This window comes from Spirosoma radiotolerans, from assembly GCF_000974425.1.
GTDB lineage: Bacteria > Bacteroidota > Bacteroidia > Cytophagales > Spirosomataceae > Spirosoma > Spirosoma radiotolerans.
This window is the reverse complement of sequence record NZ_CP010429.1, coordinates 3,802,661-3,821,611: the sequence shown is the minus strand read 5'-3', so window position 1 is coordinate 3,821,611 and position 18,951 is coordinate 3,802,661. Positions and strand designations below refer to the sequence as shown.

Sequence of the window (18,951 nt, the reverse complement as noted above, 5' to 3'; positions counted from 1 at the left end):
GACAACCAGGCTTCTAGTAGGGCTGGGCTGAATGAGCAATTTCTTCTGCTTCTTTGACCGCTTCATTCGTGTGTGCTGCGCCAATAGGCCTGCCCTGACCAAGCGCTTCCTGCCCGTTCGGGTTGGCGTTTTGCAAGCCTTCCCGCACGCGCCGACCATAGTCTTCGTCGCACTGGGTGAACAGCTCAATCATCTTGTCCTGAATGTGCTTTTCGACTGGCTGGAGCGTATTGACCAAATTATTGATCAGATCATCACGTTCCCAATCCTCAAACAGGCGATACCGTTCGCCAGCCTGCTTGAAGTTGTTGGTCCGGTCAATGGGCTGTCGGATGAGCCTGCCCGATACCTGCGGCATATGATCGGGGGCCGTTGCAGCGGGTTGTTTCAGGCCATTAAGCGACGACGGTTCGTAGTTAACGTGCTTGTTTTGCCCCGGTGCGGTATCCACGTGGTAGGCCATCTGGCCATCACGCTGGTTGGTGGCCACGTGCTTTCTGGGTGCATTGATGGGCAGTTGCAGGTAGTTGGTACCCACGCGGTAACGCTGTGTGTCGGAGTAGGAGAACGTCCGGCCCTGCAACATTTTATCGTCGGAGAATTCCAGGCCATCTACCAGAACCCCCGTTCCGAACGCTACCTGTTCTACTTCGTGGAAATAGTTCTCCGGGTTTTTGTTCAGGGTCATCATGCCCACTGGCAGGAAGGGAAACTGGTCGGTTGGCCAGATTTTGGTATCGTCGAGTGGATCAAAATCCAGCTCGGGGTGCTCACCATCGCTCATGATCTGTACGCACAATTCCCATTTCGGAAAGTTGCCACTTTCGATGGCATCGAATAAATCCTGGGTGGCATGGTTGAAGTTCTTCGCCTGAATCTGCTCGGCTTCTTCCTGCGTCAGGTTTTTGATGCCCTGAACAGGTTCCCAATGGTATTTGACAAGGACGCCTTCACCCGCCTGATTCACCCATTTGTAGGTATTCACACCCGAACCCTGCATCAGGCGGTAGTTAGCCGGAATGCCCCAGGGCGAGAACAAGAACGTAATCATGTGCATGGCATCGGGCGTATTACTGATAAAATCAAAGATACGCTGGCCGTCCTGCCGATTCGTAATAGGATCTGGTTTAAAGGCGTGTACCAGATCCGGAAATTTCATGGCATCGCGGATAAAAAACACTTTCAGGTTGTTGCCCACCAGATCCCAGTTGCCATCTTCTGTGTAGAACTTCACGGCAAAGCCACGGGGATCGCGCAGGGTTTCGGGCGAGTGTCCACCGTGAATAACGGAGGAGAAACGCACAAAAACGGGTGTTTGCTTCCCCTTTTGCTGGAACAATTTGGCGCGGGTGTATTTGGTAATGGGTTCATCGCCCACGGTTCCGTAGGCTTCAAAAACGCCATGCGCCCCGGCACCACGGGCGTGCACAACACGCTCTGGAATGCGCTCCCGATCAAAATGGCTGATCTTTTCGAGAAAGGCGTAGTTTTCCAGCGTGGCCGGTCCCCGGTTGCCTACCGTGCGAATGTTCTGATTGTTGGTTAAGGGATGACCCTGCCGGGTGGTTAAGGTTTGGTCAATGGGCTGGTCTTGTGGCTGTAGTCCGGTGGCCCCGAATTCTGCCGCTTTGGAGTCAGGTCCGGGCGTGTGTTCGTTTTGATTCGTTTCCATAACAAGATTGATAGATTAACTATAGAATCAACCCAACAGGCAGTATAATAAATGGTTTGGGAAAACGGCGATTAATTAGAGTAGTATCCAGTTAAATTATGATTTATTAATTTGTCCTATTTCTTCTCCCTATTCCTGTTTATGAAAGTACGTTACTTGCCTCTTCTTTGCCTGCTTGGCAGTTGCCTGACTGGGCAGGCTCAAACCTGGCAACCCGTCGTTACCCAGAATACCTGCTCCACTCGGCATGAGAATGCAGCTACCTTAATTGGCGATAGCCTATATGCGGTCGGTGGGCGTGGCATGAAACCATTAGAAGCGCTGAATCTGAAAACGCTGGTGTGGCAAACCCTCCCGACGCCACCGGTTGAAATGAATCATTTTCAGGCTATTACGTATAATGGAGAGCTGTATGTTATCTGCGCTTTTCAGGGAAAATACCCGCACGAAACGCCCTTGCCGAACATCTACATCTACAGTCCTAAACAAGGCAAATGGCGTACGGGTCCTGAAATTCCGAAGGAACGACTTCGGGGTTCGGCCGGGGTAGTGGTCTACAAAAACAAAATCTACTTGGCTTGTGGTATCACCGATGGGCATTATGATGGCCATGTGGCCTGGTTCGATGAGTATGACCCCAAAGCAAACTCGTGGAAGCGGCTACCCGACGCCCCCCGTACCCGTGATCACATTACAGCCGCTATGGTTGGCGATAAGTTGTATCTGGCCGGTGGTCGCAATTCGACGGCGCGGATTAATAAAGTACTCGAAACAACCATTGCTGAGGTCGATGTATACGATTTCAAAACCGGACGTTGGGAAACGCTGCCTGCCAGTTCAAACATTCCAACGCAGCGAGCCGGGGCCACGGCGGTAACCCAGGGCGGCAAAGTCTGGATCATTGGTGGCGAAACGGTGCAGTTGCTGGCCCATAACGAGGCCGAAGCACTCGACCCGAAAACGAACAAATGGACCGCCGGGCCGACCTTAAAACAAGGTCGGCATGGCACGCAGGCCGTTGTACATGACGGGAAGATCTATATTGTTGCGGGCTCGGCCAATCATGGTGGCGGACCCGAACTGAATACCGTTGAAGTGATGAAGTAGCACGCAGTAACAGTATAGAGCCTTCGCAATGGCAGTTTTGTCATGCTGACGAAGCCGACTGCCCGGCTTCGTCAGCATGACAGGAAATAACCTAAGACATTTTTGATTCACGCTCATGAAATCATTCCTACACATACTTTTTGTTTTTCTATTGATAACCAGCGTATCGTTTGCCCAAAAAGCAGCCAGTCAGGAAGAGTGGGTGTCTATTTTTAATGGCAAAGACCTAACCGGCTGGGACATCAAAATCGCCGGACGACCGCTTAACGACAATTATCAAAAAACGTTTCGGGTCGAAAATGGGATCATGCGGGTTGTCTATGACCAGTACAAAACCTTCGACGGGAAATACGGGCATATCTATTACAAAAAGCCCTTTTCGTATTATCGGGTGCGGTTCCAGTATCGATTTTTAGGAAATCAAACGCCGGGTGGCGATTCCTGGAATGTTCGGAATAGTGGCATTATGCTCCATTCGCAATCGGCCGAAAGTTTGTCGCTTGATCAAACGTTCCCTGTTTCTTTAGAAATGCAGTTACTGGGTGGGCTGGGTAAGGGTGAGCGGCATACGGGCAACTTGTGTACACCCGGTACGCAAGTGTACATGAATGGTGAACTGCACACCGAACATTGCACGGACTCCGACTCGAAAACGTATGATGGCGACCGGTGGATAACGGCCGAAGCGATTGTGATGGGCGATTCGATTATCCATCACCTCATTGAGGGCGATACTGTATTGACCTATCAGCGCCCACAGGTTGGTGGTGGGTTTGTCAGTGGCGACCACGACTGGAAGGCCGGCCATTTCAGCACAAATGCCGAGACCTATTGGATCAATCAGGCTAATACACCCCTTCGAGAAGGATATATTGCCTTGCAGGCCGAGAGTCACCCAATTGATTTTCGGAAGGTAGAGGTACTGAATCTCAAAGGTTGTATGAATCCGAAAGCCCTGAATTATAAGTCATACTACGTAAAAGCGGACAATACACAGTGCCGATACAAGAAATAATCAGCGACTGATTCTAGGCCTACTATTCTCTACATGAAGCGCGTCACCGCCATTGATATAACCCGGGGGCTGGTCATGGTCATTATGGCCCTGGATCACGTTCGGGATCTCCTGCATACGTCCGCTCTTACCCAAAATCCTACCGATTTAGCGACCACAACACCGGCTATCTTCATGACCCGCTGGATCACACATTTGTGTGCCCCTACGTTCGTTTTTTTGTCGGGTACGTCGGCTTATTTATCGTTGAGAAAACAGCAGGTGGCCAACGGCGACGACCAATCGGCCCGCCGATTCCTGCTGAAGAGAGGCCTCGTTCTGATCCTGCTCGAACTAACGGTTGTGAACTTCGCCTTCTGGTTCGATATTCATTTTCAATCGCTGATGTTGCAGGTGATTTATGCCATTGGTGGCGGTCTGGTTATCTTATCGCTCCTGGCAAAATTACCCGTTACGTGGGTGGGCATTATTGGCCTCGTCATTATGGTTGGTCATAACATCCTGCAATTGGTGCCCTCGTTCACGAACCCGACAGCTAAACTGGTGTGGGCATTGTTATTCAGAACGGATTTCTTTCCGTTCAGTCCGCACTTCGCCATGCTAGCGGGCTATCCGCTCATTCCCTGGCTGGGGATCATGCTCGTTGGGTTTGCAAGTGGTCAATTGATGGAACGTCCGGCTGATCAGCGAAAGCCGTTGCTGCTGCGCATTGGTTTGGGTGCTTTACTTTTATTTATCCTGTTGCGTTTTCTGAATGGGTACGGCGACCCGGCGCCCTGGTCTATCCAGAATACCGGTCTGCTCACGGCTCTGTCGTTTATCAATGTCACCAAATATCCGCCCTCGCTTTTGTATGCGCTGCTGATGCTTGGCCTGATGCTGTTGTTTTTATCGGTTGTAGATGGGAAGGATAATGCGTTCACTCGCTGGCTCACCGTGTATGGTAAAGTACCTATGTTCTATTACATCTTGCATTGGTATTTGGTCCACTTGTCTATGATCGGGATGAGTCTGCTTCAGGGGTATTCACTGGCCGATTTGCCATCGGGTCCACTAAACTTCGGCCGACCGGCCAATGCGGGCGTCTCACTGAGCGGAGTTTATTTGGTATGGCTTGGTCTGGTTCTTTTGTTGTATCCCCTTTGTAAATGGTATGGGAAGTACAAAACAGCTCACCCCGAGCTTGGCTGGCTGCGGTATATATAAGCACCAACATTCGTTTTAATGGCAATTTAGTATTCAGTAGATTTGGTATTAGCGATAACGCACCTGACTATGCAACTTCCCCTGCACATACCTCAACTCGACGGATTTACTGATGATGAATTAGTTAAGTTCTGTTTGGCTAATCCTGAACTAACTATTGAACGCGACGAGCATGGTATTTTATACATCAATATGTTTCCTACTCAGCTACTGACAAGTACAAATAGTAGTGAGTTAAACGGCGAGTTCGTTATTTGGAATCGTAAGGCTAAAACTGGTAAGGTGATTGATTCTAACGGCGGCTTCTTTCTAAAGGACAAATCAATGAAAGCGCCCGATGTCGCCTGGATACGACGCGAACAGTGGGAAGCACTGAGCAAAAAAGAGAAACATTCCTTTCCTCATTTGGCACCAGATTTTGTACTTGAATTAGCCAGCGACTCGGATAATCTGGACGTAGTTAAAGAGAAAATGGAGAAGTGGCTTGCCAATGGTGTCCGATTGGCCTGGCTAATTTCACCGGAAGAAAAATTGACGTATATCTATCGGCCTGAACAATCCGTCGAAACAAAAGCCTTTACGGAAACGCTCTCCGGTGAGGATGTGATGATCGGCTTTGAGACGGTGCTGGCGGATATTCTGGAGGAGTAAGTCTACCTGCTCACAAAAAAAACGCCGAACGGGCATCCGTTCGGCGCTCTCAAATCATTAAGTCAGCGACCTTTTTTACAACGCACCCGCCTTGATATCCTCGACAACCGTCGGATCGAGTAGGGTAGAGGTGTCGCCAAGACTACCTGTTTCGCCCTCCGCAATTTTGCGCAGAATCCGGCGCATGATCTTCCCCGAACGGGTTTTGGGCAAACCTGTTACAAACTGAATCTTATCCGGTTTCGCAATGGGGCCAATGACCCGGCTGACCGTTGCCAGAATATCGCGTTTGGTCAGGTCGGCATCGTGTCCTTCGGGCATTTGATCGGCGATGACGTACGCATAAATGCCTTGCCCCTTGATATCGTGCGGGTATCCGACCACGGCGCTTTCTACCACACCGGTGTGCATATTAATCGCATTTTCGACTTCGGCGGTGCCAATGCGGTGACCCGATACGTTCAACACATCATCAACCCGACCGGTAATCCGATAGTATCCATCTTCGTCGCGCAGACAGCCGTCGCCCGTAAAGTAAAGCCCCGGATAGGTGGCAAAGTACGTCTGGCGGCAGCGTTCGTGATCACCATAAGTCGTGCGAAGCAGCCCTGGCCAGGGAAACTTTATGCACAGGTTCCCACTGACGCCATTTCCTTCGACTTCTGTCCCATTCTCGTCAACAAGAATCGGCTGAATCCCCGGTAATGGAAGCGTCGCGTAGGTTGGTTTGGTCTTGGTGATGCCCGCCAGGGGCGAAATGAGGATACCACCTGTTTCGGTCTGCCACCAGGTATCGACAATAGGGCAGCGGTTTTTACCAATATGGTCGTCGTACCAATGCCAGGCTTCTTCATTGATGGGTTCACCTACCGAACCAAGGACCTGCAAACTGCTTAAGTCGTGGTTCTCAACCTTGTCCAGCCCGAAACCCATCAACGACCGGATCGCTGTCGGGGCGGTATACAGGATGTTGACCTTGTGTTTGTCCGTAATATCCCAGAACCGACCACAATCGGGGTAGGTAGGTACGCCTTCAAAAAGCAGCGATGTCGCGCCACTGGCCAGGGGACCATACACGATATACGAGTGGCCCGTAATCCAGCCAATATCAGCTGTGCAGAAGAAAACCTGGTTCGGTTCGTACTGGAAGACATTCTGGAAGGTGTAGGTGGCATAGACCATGTAGCCTCCACAGGTATGCACAACGCCTTTGGGTTTGCCCGTCGAGCCAGACGTGTACAGAATGAACAGCATATCTTCGGCGTCCATTTCCTCGGCCGGGCAATCGGCGGTGACTTGCTTGAGCTCCTGTTCCCACCACACATCGCGCCCTTTGAGCATCGAAACGGGCGTGCGGGTACGGGTCAGGACAATGACCCGCTGAACCGTTGGGCAACCGATCAACGCATCATCGACGGTGCTTTTCATCGGGATTTCTTTGCTGCCCCGATACGCGCCATCCGACGTTATGATCAGTTTGCACTGAGCATCATTGATGCGGTCGGCGATGCTCTGGGCCGAAAATCCACCAAACACGACGGAGTGGATCGCCCCCACGCGGGCACAGGCCAACACCGCAATGGCCAGTTCAGGAACCATCGGCATGTATATACAGACCCGGTCGCCTTTCACTACGCCATTCCGTTTCAGCACGTTGGCAAACCGACAAACCTGATCGTGAAGCATGCGGTAGGTCAGCGTAACACCGGCTTCATTCGGGTCGTTTGGTTCCCAGATAATAGCGGGTTGATCGCCCCGCGTGGCCAGATGGCGATCAAGGCAGTTCTCCGTAATATTCAATTTGCCACCTATGAACCACTTAATGCTGGGTTCGGTGAAATTCCATTGCAGGGTTTTAGTCCAGGGTTTGCGCCACTGAAACTCCTGGGCTATCTCGGCCCAGAACGATTCGGGATCGTCAACACTCTTTTGATAAGCTGTCTGGTATTCGTCAAAGGTTCGGATACGCATGGGTTGTGACGTTGTTGGGGAATTGTTGTATTCAGCCGTTAAAGGTAAAACGGTCTGCGGAATTTTGGCGCACGTTTACGGACCAAACTTCCTGATTGGGCATTTAGAGCAGGATTGTCACCTGGGAAAAGGTCGTTTTGTTGGTCAGTCGTCGTATTCGCCCTGGAGTGCATAGAGGCCAAATCGGATCAGACCGCCCACGATCAGGGGCATCAGGACGAAGACGATGATGATACCGAAAACCAGATCGTCTGTTTTGCCGGAAGTAAGTTTGGGCAAGCCCAACGTCGTGATGCCAAAGTAACCAGCCAGCGCGGCCAGTGCCAGCCAGACGATGCCCAGGTATCGTTTTACGGTGTTCATAGGGTTAAAAAGTTAGAAGAGTTGGTTTTACGTATTTCTTGTTCTCGCCGGATTTTAACCCGGCGAACCCCAAAATCCAACGACTAAAAATGTGCAGTTAGTCAACAACCTGAGCGCGATTCCTGATGTAGAAAAGGCCAATCAGTAAGCTGACCCCTGCCACAATGATTGGATACCAGAGTCCTTCCAGATATGGAGCGGCATAGGGCAAGGCCTTTCCGGCTTTGTCCGCAGCCATGTTGGCTTCGTTGGCACCGGTAGCCAGATACGTTGCCACGGCGGGCAGCAACCCGCCAAAGACACCATTGCCAATATGATACGGCAGCGACATGGACGTATACCGAATCTTGACGGGAAACATCTCGACCAGAAAGGCCGCAATTGGACCGTAGACCAGTGTGACAAAGATTACCTGAATAAACACCAGCCAAATCAGCGACCAGCGATCCCCATCATTTAGTTTCACCGTTTTTTTGATGTCGGGTCTGGCTGGTGCAGTAGTCGGGTCGGCTGACCGCTTGAGTTTGGTCACCTCGGTTAGCAGGGTGCCATCGGTATAGGTACGCTTGATGGTTCTTGTCAGGATCGTGCCCCCCGCTACTTTGGGGTCAGGCGTTACGGTCGAATCGGCCGAGAAACCCTTGGTAATCTCCTGCTTATTCTTAACATTGGTCGTCTGATACATCGACTCATAAATAGTTCGGTAGGAGAGGATGGCCACCAGCATACCGGATAGCATAATACCCTTACGACCGATTTTATCTGATAACCAGCCAAAGACCACAAAGAAAGGAGTACCCATGAGCAGGGCCACCGTCATCAACTCATCGGACTGAATGGGGTCGACATTACAGACCGTTTTAACAAAATTCATGGCGTAGAACTGGCCGGTATACCACACAACGCCCTGTCCCATGGTCGCTCCAAACAGGGCCAGCAACACGAATTTGAAATTGTATTTGTTGCCAAAGCTTTCCTTGAGCGGATTGGTCGAGGTTTTTCCCTCCGCTTTCGCTTTGGCAAACAGGGGCGATTCGTGCATGTTTTTCCGGATGATGTAGGAGATAAACACCATTAGAATCGATACCAGGAAGGGAACGCGCCAACCCCACTCGTCAAAATCGTCTTTCGACATGGACTTTCGGGTAAGCAGGATAACCAGCAACGACACAAACAGGCCAATGGTCGCTGTGGTCTGTATCCAGGAGGTCCAGTAGCCGCGTTGGCCTACGGGTGAGTACTCGGCCACGTAGGTAGCCGCACCTCCATATTCACCACCCAGCGCGAGCCCCTGAAGCAGGCGAAGTACCAGAACCAGCGTAGGCGCCAGGTAGCCAATCGTCTCGTAACTCGGAATCAGACCAATGAAGAAGGTGGCGCCACCCATCAGCATGAGGGTGACCATAAACGTATATTTACGCCCGATCAGATCGCCCAGCCGGCCAAAGAAAAGGGCACCAAAGGGACGCACAATAAACCCGGCCGCAAACGTCGCCAGCGTCGAGAGGAACGCTGCCGTTGGGTTGCCTTCCGGGAAAAACTTCGTGGCCAGCACAGTGGCCAGCGATCCGAAAATGTAAAAGTCGTACCACTCAATGAGCGTACCGACCGACGAGGCCCCGATAACGCTGATCAAACTGCGTGTGCTGGACGTAGTTTTAGGTGCTTCTGTAAGCATAAAAAGTAAGGAAGTAGGCTTTATTTATGTAAGCCAACATAGCCCTACTTCCTACTGTAACAGACTGTTCAGAAACGTAACACCTATCTAGTTGACGCTGAATCTAGGGCGCCAGCCGCTCCACTTGCCAGGGTTGAGTAAGCGCCGTCCGGTGGTACTGAATGCGGTCGTGTAACCGGCTGGGCCGACCCTGCCAGAACTCCAGCGTATGGGGCACCACCCTAAATCCGCCCCAATAGGGTGGGCGTGGCACGGCTTTACCGGCAAACTCAGTTTCCAGGTCGCGCTGCCGCTGTTCCAGCACGGCGCGGCTGTCGATAACGGAACTTTGGTGCGATACCCAGGCCCCAATCTGGCTGCCGCGCGGGCGACTGCTGAAATAGGCATCGGATTCTTCGTCACTTACTTTCTCGACAGTGCCCTCAATGCGGATCTGGCGTTCGAGCTGAGGATAAAAGAAAGTCAGAGCCGCAAACGGTTGTTGAGTCAGTTCGCGCCCCTTGCGGCTTTCGTAGTTTGTGTAGAAGGTAAACCCCGTCTCCGACACATCTTTAAGCAGTACAATTCGCCCGTCAGGATGTCCTTCAGCGGTCACCGTACTCAAATGCATGGCGTTGGGTTCGGGAACGCCCGCCTGTAGGGCGGCATCGAACCAAAGCCGAAATTGAGCAAACGGGTCTGGTAAAACATCCGTGGTGTCTAACCCGTTTAAGGTATATTCATTTCGTAAGTCGCTGATTGCTGAAGGCATTGGCTAAGTTGTGTTAATGGCTTTTCGATGATTCTACTACAAGAAAATCCGCATATTGTCGTACTTTTGCAAAAGTAATCGGTACGTTCCCAACATGGCAAACCAAGAACAGGAAATTAACCAGCAGCCGGAAGCCCAAAACCTGGCGACTGACTCGCTGGCAGTAAATACTCCCGAAGATATCTCCACACCCGTTTCGGAGCCAACAACTCCAGAACCTGCTGTAGAGGATAGTGAAACAACTATGTCCGATCCAGTAGATACGGCTGCCGACGCACAGCCAGCCTCCGTCGATGTCGTTAAGTCAGCGGAAACACCCAATCAAACACCGGTAGACGAATCAACACCGGAAGTTTCATCTGTAGCAGATACCCCCGTTCCGGCAGACGATAGTCCCGCATCTACTGAGGCCATTGCATCGGAAAATACAGATCAACCAGCCGCTGAATCAACCCAGGAAACAAGTGAGCTGGTTGCCGAAACGACTCCCGATGCTTCGTCCTCCACAGCCGATGCCAACTCAGCGGAGTCTACGTCTGAAGCAACTGCTGATGAAGAGATGACGGCGCAATATGCTGAGGTTCACGAGCCTGAGGATGAAACGTCTGTGCCGTCGACGGTCGATTACAGCCATTTTTCGAAACAGGATTTTGTTAATCTGCTCGAAACTCAATTGGCGGCTATCAGCCTTGCCAGTGTTACGCCCGGTGATTTCAAGAAAGCCGATCAGGTACTGAAAGAAGTAAAGCCACTGTTCGACCAGATGAAGCGGGCCGAGCGGGAAGCGGCTTCTCAGGCATACATTGCCGAAACCGGTTCTGAAGAAGGATTCGAGTATAAGTACGACGACGCCATTCAGCGGTTCGATGAGCTATATAAGCTGATCAAGAGTCAGAAAAATACCTATTTCCAGAATCTGGATAAGGCGAAAGATACCAACTTTGCCTCGAAAACGGAGTTGCTGACCCGCTTGCGCGAACTGGTTGAAACCGACGAAAATAACGCCGGTGATCCGAAAGTAAGCTGGAACGAATTCAAGAAGATCCAGGACGAGTGGAAGGCTGCCGGGAATATGAATTCTCCGCACAACGCTACGCTCTGGGCTACCTATCATGCGCTGGTTGACCGTTATTACAGCAACCGGAACATTTATTTTGAATTAAAAGAACTCGATCGGAAGCGCAATACCAACCTGAAAACGGAAGTAATTGAGAAGGTCGAAGCGATGGCTAAAGCAGCGGAAGAAACCCCCGTTACGCGCCAGACAATCGACGAAGCCAACGCACTGTTCGAAGAGTACAAACACATTGGTCCGGCCCCTAAAGCCGAACAGGAAGTACTGTGGGGCCGTATGAAAGCTGCTTTGGACGTATTGTACGACAAACGCCGGGGCCAAACCAATGAGCAACGGAAAGAATCGGCGCAGTTATACGAAGAAAAGTCGGCCATTTACGAAGAATTAGTGCCCATTACCTCATTTACGTCGAACAGCATTAACGACTGGAACGACAAGACGAAGGCGGTAATGGCTTTGCAGGATCGCTGGAATGCCATCAAAGGGCCAATGCCGCGCGAAGAAGGCAAAGAGCTGAGCAAGAAATTCTGGGCTGCCCTGAAAACGTTCTTTCACAACAAGGGCGAATTCTTCCGGCAACTCGAAAGCAAGCGGGAAGAGAACCTGCGGGCTAAAACCGAACTTTGCGAACAAGTAGAAGCCATCCTGGCAGCAGGCGAGGAGTCGCCCGAAATCACGCAAACGGTTATCGAACTGCAACGCCAGTGGAAGAACATTGGCCAGGTGCCTGAGAAACAGAAGAACTCTATTTTCGACCGGTTCAAAGCCGCCTGTGATGCGTTCTTCAATAAAAAACGGTCGAAGAATCAGGAAACTGAGCGTGAATTTGAGGGGAATCTGGCCAGCAAACTGGCCCTGATCGAACGAATTGAAGCGGCTGCAACCGCTAACGCTGATCTCTCTCAACTCAACGAGTTCAAGAAGGAGTGGAACAGCATCGGTTTTGTTCCGAAGAAAGACATGCAGGCGACCCAGAAGCGGTATATCAATGCGATAAACGCACTGGTAGGGGCAACGGGTAAAATTCCGGCCAAAGACAAAGAGCGGATCATGCTCCAAAGCGAAGCTGAGGCAACGCGTACGGGCGGGCGGGGTGATCGTGACCGGGGCGACTATAGCCGGGGTAATCGCGATGGAGGCAATCCAGATAACAAACGTGAAAGCGACATCCGCCGGCGCATTACCTCCATTGAAAACGATATTGCTACCTATAGGAACAACATCGAGTTTTTTGCCCGTTCAAAAAACGCCGATAAACTCCGTGCTGATATCGATAGGAAAATTGCAGACGCTGAAAAGCAACTGGACGACCTTCGGCATCAGTTGCGGGTAGCGCAGGCGTAAACTCCTGAGAGACAAAAGGCAAAGTGGCCAGATTCTCAATCAGGCCACTTTTTTTTACTTTTTTTAGGTATGGCCTTGCGCCAACGGGGTAAAATCCCTACTTTTGCATCACAATTCGGAAACGAGTTGAAGATTGTTGCCAGTGTCGGATAGCGGTCGATTCCGCCTGATTTGTAATCAGGATGCGCAAGCGCGTCGGGGGTTCGAATCCCTCCACTGGCTCATTGAGAATCAGACAGTTACAAACAAAGAACCGCCTTCAGTGATGTTGGCGGTTTTTTGTTTGCATACGTATTTGCACAGAATGTTTCTTGTCTGCAATTCACCTTAACTACCCTGATGGCGCTAAATCTTCTGAGTCTAGCCTCAATGCGTATCTGGTAAACCGTTCAGCCTACAATTTACCTACAACTAATCCACTGGTATCACTAACGGGTGCATCTGGTACATCGACACAGCCTGCAAAGGATCAGCTTCACGCTAAGCCGGTAACTTCATTCCGGATCAATCTCCTAAAAACACACGAAACATCAACACCTTTGGCTAATCCTGCTCAGAGAATTAATCTGACATAAGCCAGTTAGATGCTGGACTTTTTTCCTGACTAATAAAGCTGGATTGGGCATAATGACCGTATGTATTGAGCATAATTCGTAGTTTATCCAGCGGTTTACTATAGTATGTGCCTTTTGGTTCATTCCATTAACTCTGATTTAGTTAAGTCAGTCTCATGGCTACTCGTTTTGTATGTTTATTAGCTTTTGGTATATGTTTTTCTCTGGCCTTATCTGCTACACCATTCCTTCACCAATTAGAAAAAGCAACACCCACCCGTCGGGTAATCTTGCTACTGAATCAGTTTGATACCTCAGTGGTCATCACCAAAAACCGCGCCTACGCGTTTCGGCTTTTAAATGAGGTGAATGAACTGGCAAACAAAGCCGACGATGATCAACTGGCACGCTACAGCCGATATTTACGAGATACTTACGCTAAAAATACCTCGCTGAGCAATGCTCAGAAAGCTACTCTCTTTTTGGCTGTCAGTAAGCGGGCCGCCGAGGACGATGATCCACAGATTGCCGCCATTTGCCAGCACTTTGCCGGGCAATATTATTTTCTAAGCGAAGAATATGGCAAAGCATTTGAGCATCTATTGGCGGCCAACAACGGGTTTCGGCAAATCGGCTACCCGAACATCCCCGAGATCAGCCGGTATCTCTACGAACTAGCCTTCGATTATTATTACTTTGGGGAGTATGACAAGACGATCCGTTTACTGAATGAATCGGCCCACTATCCTCCCTTCAATTCAAACCTGGCCATCCAGACCTATAATACACTGGGACTGGCCCATAATCTACTCCATTATAATAAGACGGGAAGCGATGGGTCTCCGTTAGCCGAACGTAATTTTCGTAAAGCCCGTCAGTTGGCTATTTCTTACGGAGATTCGTTGTGGGTGGGTATTGTGTCCGTCAACTTAGCTGGCGAAAATGCATTCCTGAAGAAATGGTCGGCGGCCCTGCCCTTATACCGGCAAAGCTATAGGCTGATCCGCCGATTCGGCCAAAGGCGGGAATTACCCAGTGAGGCAGCCCTGCAAATCGGTTTTGTCTTTTTTCAACTGGGTAACCTGGACAGCTGTCGCTATTATCTGGAACGAACGGCCCAGTTTCGTCAACAGCAGCGAACCCGTCAGTTTGCTACCAATTTGCAAGATGAATATGGTACTGTCCGCTACTATGATCTGTCCCGGCTTTACTATAAAGCGGTGGGCAACTTACCGCTGGCATACCGGTACCTGGATAGCTTGGCGGTTTTAAAAGAACGCATTAATAAACGCTACAATTCTGAACGCCTATCGCTGGTCAATCAACGACTCATGATTCAGCAGCATCAGTCGGAGGTAGCCGCGATTGATGTCGAAAAAAATGCCCAGCAAACGCTGTTTTGGCTGGTGTCTGCCGGGCTGACGTTGCTGGTCGGGCTCATTTTGTGGCTCTACCACCTCAGCCAACTCCGTCGCCGGCAGGAGCGGGTTATTGAGGCTGAAAAGGAAAAATCGATGCGCCTGGAAAAGCAATTAGTGGAGGAGGAACTGAGCCAGGCCAAGGCAGATTTAGCGAGGTTCGTGGATAACCTAAGTCAGAAGGAGGCTCTCATTGATACCATTACTGCCCAACTGGCAGACCGCGCCCCCAATACCTATTCAATTGCCGAGACCCGACAGAATTTGGTTAACTCCAGCCTGTTGACAAATGACGACTGGGACGAGTTTCGCCGACGGTTCGAGCGGGTGTATCCGGGCTTTTTCTGGCAGCTGAAAACCCAGTTTTCTGATCTGAGCCCCGCCGAAGAGCGGCTGCTGGCCCTATCTAAACTCAAGATTGATTCCCGCCAGATGAGCCAGATGCTGGGTATCTCACCCGAATCGATCCGTAAAACTCGCTATCGACTCCGCAAAAAACTGGGACTAGAGGGTGATTCTCCGCTGCTGAATCTGCTGAACGAACCGCAGGATACGCCAAAGACCCCTGACTGACAGTGGCTTATGTCTTTGTCCACGCGTTTGTCCACGCTTTGCTAGTGGGCGTGGACAGTCACACCCTTACTTTCGTGAAGTTAACTAATGCATAAAGACATGAGACTTTTGTTTATCAACGACTTTTCTTCACAGAGCCATTTCCAAATTACATCTTCTACGAACCCAAAGTGGTCCCGGCGAGCTATTTCCATTCGACTGTAGGGTACTGTTAGGGCACCGATTCAAAACAGGCCTGTTATTCATTGGCTCTACTTAATGATCCGGACTGTATTGCCTTACTAATCTATCGTTATCCTTATCCAACAGCCGCTCAAAATGGGTTTAGCGGCTTACTAACTCAAACAAAAAGTAATGATTTCATCTCTACGTTATTTTTATAATCAACCAATCCATCTCTTGCTGCTCTGGCTGGGTCTGTTACTAGGCCTGACCAGGTCGACGACCGCCCAATCCTATAATCCTAACGGCACAACCGTGGCTGGGGGGAATGACCGGGGCAGCGCGCCTAATCAACTGTTTAACCCACTAGGCATCTACGTAGATCCTACAGGCAACCTTTATGTGACCGATACGTATAATCAACGGATTCAAAAGTGGGCACCCGGGGCCACGTCTGGCACGACTGTGGCCGGGGGCAATGGGGTAGGCGACGCGCCCAATCAGTTTAATTATCCCCAGGGCGTGTGGGTGGACCCGGCGGGCAATGTCTATGTGGCTGATTACGGCAACTACCGCATCCAGAAGTTTGCTCCGGGTTCCAGCCAGGGCGTTACCGTAGCGGGGGGCCATGGACAGGGCACTGCGGCCAATCAGTTCTATTTTGCAAACGACGTGGCTGTAGACGCAGCGGGCAATATCTATGTGGCCGATGCCGAAAATTACAGGGTTCAGAAATGGGTACCGGGTGCGAGCAGTGGCACGACTGTAGCTAGCGGTATTGAAGCCCTGGGCCTGTATTTGGATGCAGCGGGCAATATCTATGTGGCCGATGGGGGGAACAGTCGCATTCTGAAGTTTACTCCGGGGTCCAGCCAGGGCTTGATCGTGGCCGGAGGCAATGGCCGGGGCAGCGCGGCTAACCAGTTAGCCAATCCTGAGAATGTGTGGGTGGACCCAGCGGGGAACATTTATGTGGCCGACCAATTGAACCACCGCATTCAAAAGTGGGCACCCGGGGCCACGTCTGGCACGACTGTGGCTGGAGGCAATGGAATAGGCAACGCGGCTAATCAATTCATTCAACCACCGGATGTGGCGCTGGACGCAGCGGGTAACATCTATGTAGTCGACCCGACCAATAATCGGGTTCAGCGGTTTAGCCTGCTGCCCACCCTTACTGGCCTGTCAGCTAGTCCCAATCCCGTGTGTGTGGGTAGTCCCGTTAGTTTCACCGCTAGGGTGGGCAACGTATCGGGAGTCTATAACTATACGCTCACCAATGGGGCAGGCAGTGCTAAACAGGGTACGGCTACCAGCACCGTCTTTAGCCAGAGCCTGGTAGCGGCTGGCTCCGGAAGCCAGAGTTTCACCCTCACGGTGAATAACGGGGGGAGTGTAGCCACCACTACGACCAGCCTGATGGTAACGGCTCAAAGTCCGGACTTCCAGCCTCTGGTTGATCTATACAACAGCACGGGCGGACCCACCTGGGCCAGCAAAACGGGCTGGCTCAGCGGCTGCTCGCCCTGCGGCTGGTACGGGGTCACCTGCGATGGTAATGGCCGGGTAACGGGACTCAACCTGAACAATAACAACCTCACGGGCACCCTGCCCGCCAGCTTATCAACCCTAACGGCTCTTAAAAGCCTTGAGTTGGGCGCAAACACCCTGAGCGGTGGTATTCCTACAGCTATCTCCAGCCTGACGGCCCTGCAAACGCTTAACCTTAGCCGGACTCAACTGGGTGGTACCATTCCACAAAGCCTGGGCCAACTCACCCAATTGCAGAATCTGCTGCTCAATCAGAGTGAGCTCACCGGCTCGTTGCCCGCCAGCCTGGGCAATCTTACTCAGCTTCAGAACCTGCAACTTTATTCCAATCAACTCAGTGGTTGTTTTCCTGGAAACTATACGTCGCTGTGCGGACGTTCACAAATCAGCTTTATAGGCAACACCAACCTGCCCGGTGGTGGCGACTTTGCCGCCTTCTGTAGCAATGGCACCGGCAGTGAGCTGGTCATCAGTCAGGCCCCCAGCTCGGCGACCGCCTGCGTGGGTAGCGCCTTCAGCTTCGCATTCGTGGCCCGAGGAGCAGCCAGCTACCAGTGGTATAAAGACGGACAGCGGCTGGCCGAGTCGGGTCCGGTATTGAGCTTTTCCAGTGTGAGTGCTGCAGATGGCGGCACGTATCAGGTCTACATCAACTACAGCTGTCGGCCCGGGGCTGTTCAATCGGATTACTTTACGTTGACGGCACGCTCGGACGGTACTTGTGCCCCAGGGCCAGACCTGTCTCCCACTCTAAACTTACCCCAAGCCAACTTCACAGCCTCGGGACCCGGGTCGGTCCGAAATCTGACGATGATAATCGAAGAGACTGTCAACAAAGCCACTAGTGGGGTGATTGGCTTAACGCTGACTGCTCCGCTGGGTTACAGCCTTAGCTTTGATCCGGCCTTGAACAGCATCAATGTGTCAGGAGGCACTTCCAATCCGGTCTCTGTCAACAATACCAACTGGGAAGTGCGGTCAAGCAATCTCCGACAACTGATGCTGGTCAGTAAAGCCGGCCAGCAGATCAGCGCCAATGGGATATCGGTAATTGGGGTGAGTCTAAGTCGGGTAGGGGCCAGTGTGGGTTCAGCCAACCTGACGGTCAATGTCAACGACGATGCCACGAATGGATATGACAGTAATCCACTTAATAACATCTACGTGCGTGTCATTAACGCCTTGTAAGTGGGCTGATGTCTGGCATGTCTATGCTCATAAGCACACCTAATATCCACCCGACCATGGGGAGTTAGTGTGGGTGTCTTACTTTGGCCACAATTATTAATGTATTGAAGTACCTGTTGGCTATTGACATTCAATTAGCGTATAACTTATACCAAAACAGCCAGGGGCTTCCTAACCTCTGGCTGTTTTGGTATAGAAACGCCTACTCCAAAGAAGCAGGCGTTTGGGAAACCTCCCTAAGAGGTAAGTAATAAGTTTACTCAATCATTTAAACGTAAACAAAAATTGAGCCAGTCTATTTCCCACAAGCCTAGTTGCATCGTGATTTAGAAACTTAGCGGTTAGACCTTTTCTGCCATGAAGACTTTTTATAAACTTTTTAATTTGTGGTTCCGCTATCTGTTGAATAGCTCCCATCAATCTCTCTGTTTTTGACAGCCAGAGCATTTGAATTGACGAAGAATCCTATTTCAAATTCTCTTTAGCCGTATAGACTAGTATAATAAGCCTTTAATTCGACAAGACGCTTTTGGCATTCGCTGATCTTATCTGCATGACGAACGGCCATTTCTCTTGACTGACTAAGGGTTATTCCACTCGACAGTTGGCGGGTTATGTCAGTTAGGCATTCTATTCGATTATGTAATAGTTGTCTATGTGTTTTCACGTTGA

12 protein-coding genes and 1 tRNA gene are annotated in these 18,951 nt (G+C 50.9%); 8 read left to right on the top strand and 5 right to left on the bottom strand.

Translation table 11 applies throughout. The features are described from left to right. Nucleotides 1–13 precede the first annotated feature (13 nt). Nucleotides 14–1,672, bottom strand: a complete 1,659-nt coding sequence (locus tag SD10_RS15525) for a catalase (protein ID WP_082111612.1) — start codon at nt 1,670–1,672, stop codon at nt 14–16. Between the two features lie 141 nt (nt 1,673–1,813). Between SD10_RS15525 and SD10_RS15520 the strand changes: the two genes are divergently transcribed. The 4 genes from SD10_RS15520 to SD10_RS15505 all read left to right on the top strand — a co-directional run bounded on the left by SD10_RS15520 (nt 1,814) and on the right by SD10_RS15505 (nt 5,651). Then, nucleotides 1,814–2,779: a Kelch repeat-containing protein gene (locus SD10_RS15520; protein WP_046574869.1), complete on the top strand. Its 966-nt coding sequence runs from the start codon at nt 1,814–1,816 to the stop codon at nt 2,777–2,779. A gap of 115 nt (nt 2,780–2,894) precedes the next feature. Beyond that, nucleotides 2,895–3,794 carry a 3-keto-disaccharide hydrolase gene (locus tag SD10_RS15515; RefSeq protein ID WP_046574867.1) on the top strand — a complete coding sequence of 300 codons (900 nt, stop codon included), beginning with the start codon at nt 2,895–2,897 and terminating at the stop codon, nt 3,792–3,794. A gap of 33 nt (nt 3,795–3,827) precedes the next feature. Continuing rightward, complete coding sequence (locus tag SD10_RS15510) at nt 3,828–5,000, top strand: DUF1624 domain-containing protein (RefSeq protein ID WP_046574865.1); 1,173 nt, start codon at nt 3,828–3,830, stop codon at nt 4,998–5,000. A gap of 69 nt (nt 5,001–5,069) precedes the next feature. Further along, nucleotides 5,070–5,651 carry a Uma2 family endonuclease gene (locus SD10_RS15505; RefSeq protein ID WP_046574864.1) on the top strand — a complete coding sequence of 194 codons (582 nt, stop codon included), beginning with the start codon at nt 5,070–5,072 and terminating at the stop codon, nt 5,649–5,651. A gap of 75 nt (nt 5,652–5,726) precedes the next feature. Here SD10_RS15505 and acs read toward each other — a convergent pair whose 3' ends face one another. The 4 genes from acs to pdxH all read right to left on the bottom strand — a co-directional run bounded on the left by acs (nt 5,727) and on the right by pdxH (nt 10,414). Next, entirely contained in the window at nt 5,727–7,622 is a 1,896-nt protein-coding gene (gene acs, locus SD10_RS15500; RefSeq protein ID WP_046574862.1) for an acetate--CoA ligase, read from the bottom strand. Between the two features lie 144 nt (nt 7,623–7,766). Beyond that, nucleotides 7,767–7,985 (bottom strand): DUF6814 family protein, encoded by a 219-nt coding sequence (locus SD10_RS15495; RefSeq protein WP_046574860.1) that lies wholly within the window; start codon nt 7,983–7,985, stop codon nt 7,767–7,769. A gap of 97 nt (nt 7,986–8,082) precedes the next feature. Continuing rightward, nucleotides 8,083–9,663 carry an MFS transporter gene (locus SD10_RS15490; RefSeq protein WP_046574859.1) on the bottom strand — a complete coding sequence of 527 codons (1,581 nt, stop codon included), beginning with the start codon at nt 9,661–9,663 and terminating at the stop codon, nt 8,083–8,085. A 103-nt stretch (nt 9,664–9,766) separates the two neighbouring features. After that, on the bottom strand, nt 9,767–10,414 hold the full coding sequence (pdxH, locus tag SD10_RS15485; RefSeq protein ID WP_046574857.1) for a pyridoxamine 5'-phosphate oxidase: 648 nt from the start codon (nt 10,412–10,414) through the stop codon (nt 9,767–9,769). Between the two features lie 94 nt (nt 10,415–10,508). Here pdxH and SD10_RS15480 point away from each other — a divergent pair, with 94 nt between their 5' ends. The 4 genes from SD10_RS15480 to SD10_RS28805 all read left to right on the top strand — a co-directional run bounded on the left by SD10_RS15480 (nt 10,509) and on the right by SD10_RS28805 (nt 18,279). Then, nucleotides 10,509–12,833: a DUF349 domain-containing protein gene (locus SD10_RS15480; RefSeq protein WP_046574856.1), complete on the top strand. Its 2,325-nt coding sequence runs from the start codon at nt 10,509–10,511 to the stop codon at nt 12,831–12,833. A gap of 138 nt (nt 12,834–12,971) precedes the next feature. Continuing rightward, a tRNA-Thr gene (locus SD10_RS15475) sits at nt 12,972–13,055 on the top strand. Nucleotides 13,056–13,563: 508 nt separating this feature from the next. Further along, nucleotides 13,564–15,378, top strand: a complete 1,815-nt coding sequence (locus tag SD10_RS15470) for a helix-turn-helix transcriptional regulator (RefSeq protein WP_148562457.1) — start codon at nt 13,564–13,566, stop codon at nt 15,376–15,378. A 354-nt stretch (nt 15,379–15,732) separates the two neighbouring features. Further along, nucleotides 15,733–18,279: a leucine-rich repeat domain-containing protein gene (locus SD10_RS28805; protein WP_082111611.1), complete on the top strand. Its 2,547-nt coding sequence runs from the start codon at nt 15,733–15,735 to the stop codon at nt 18,277–18,279. The last annotated feature ends 672 nt before the right edge of the window (nt 18,280–18,951 follow it).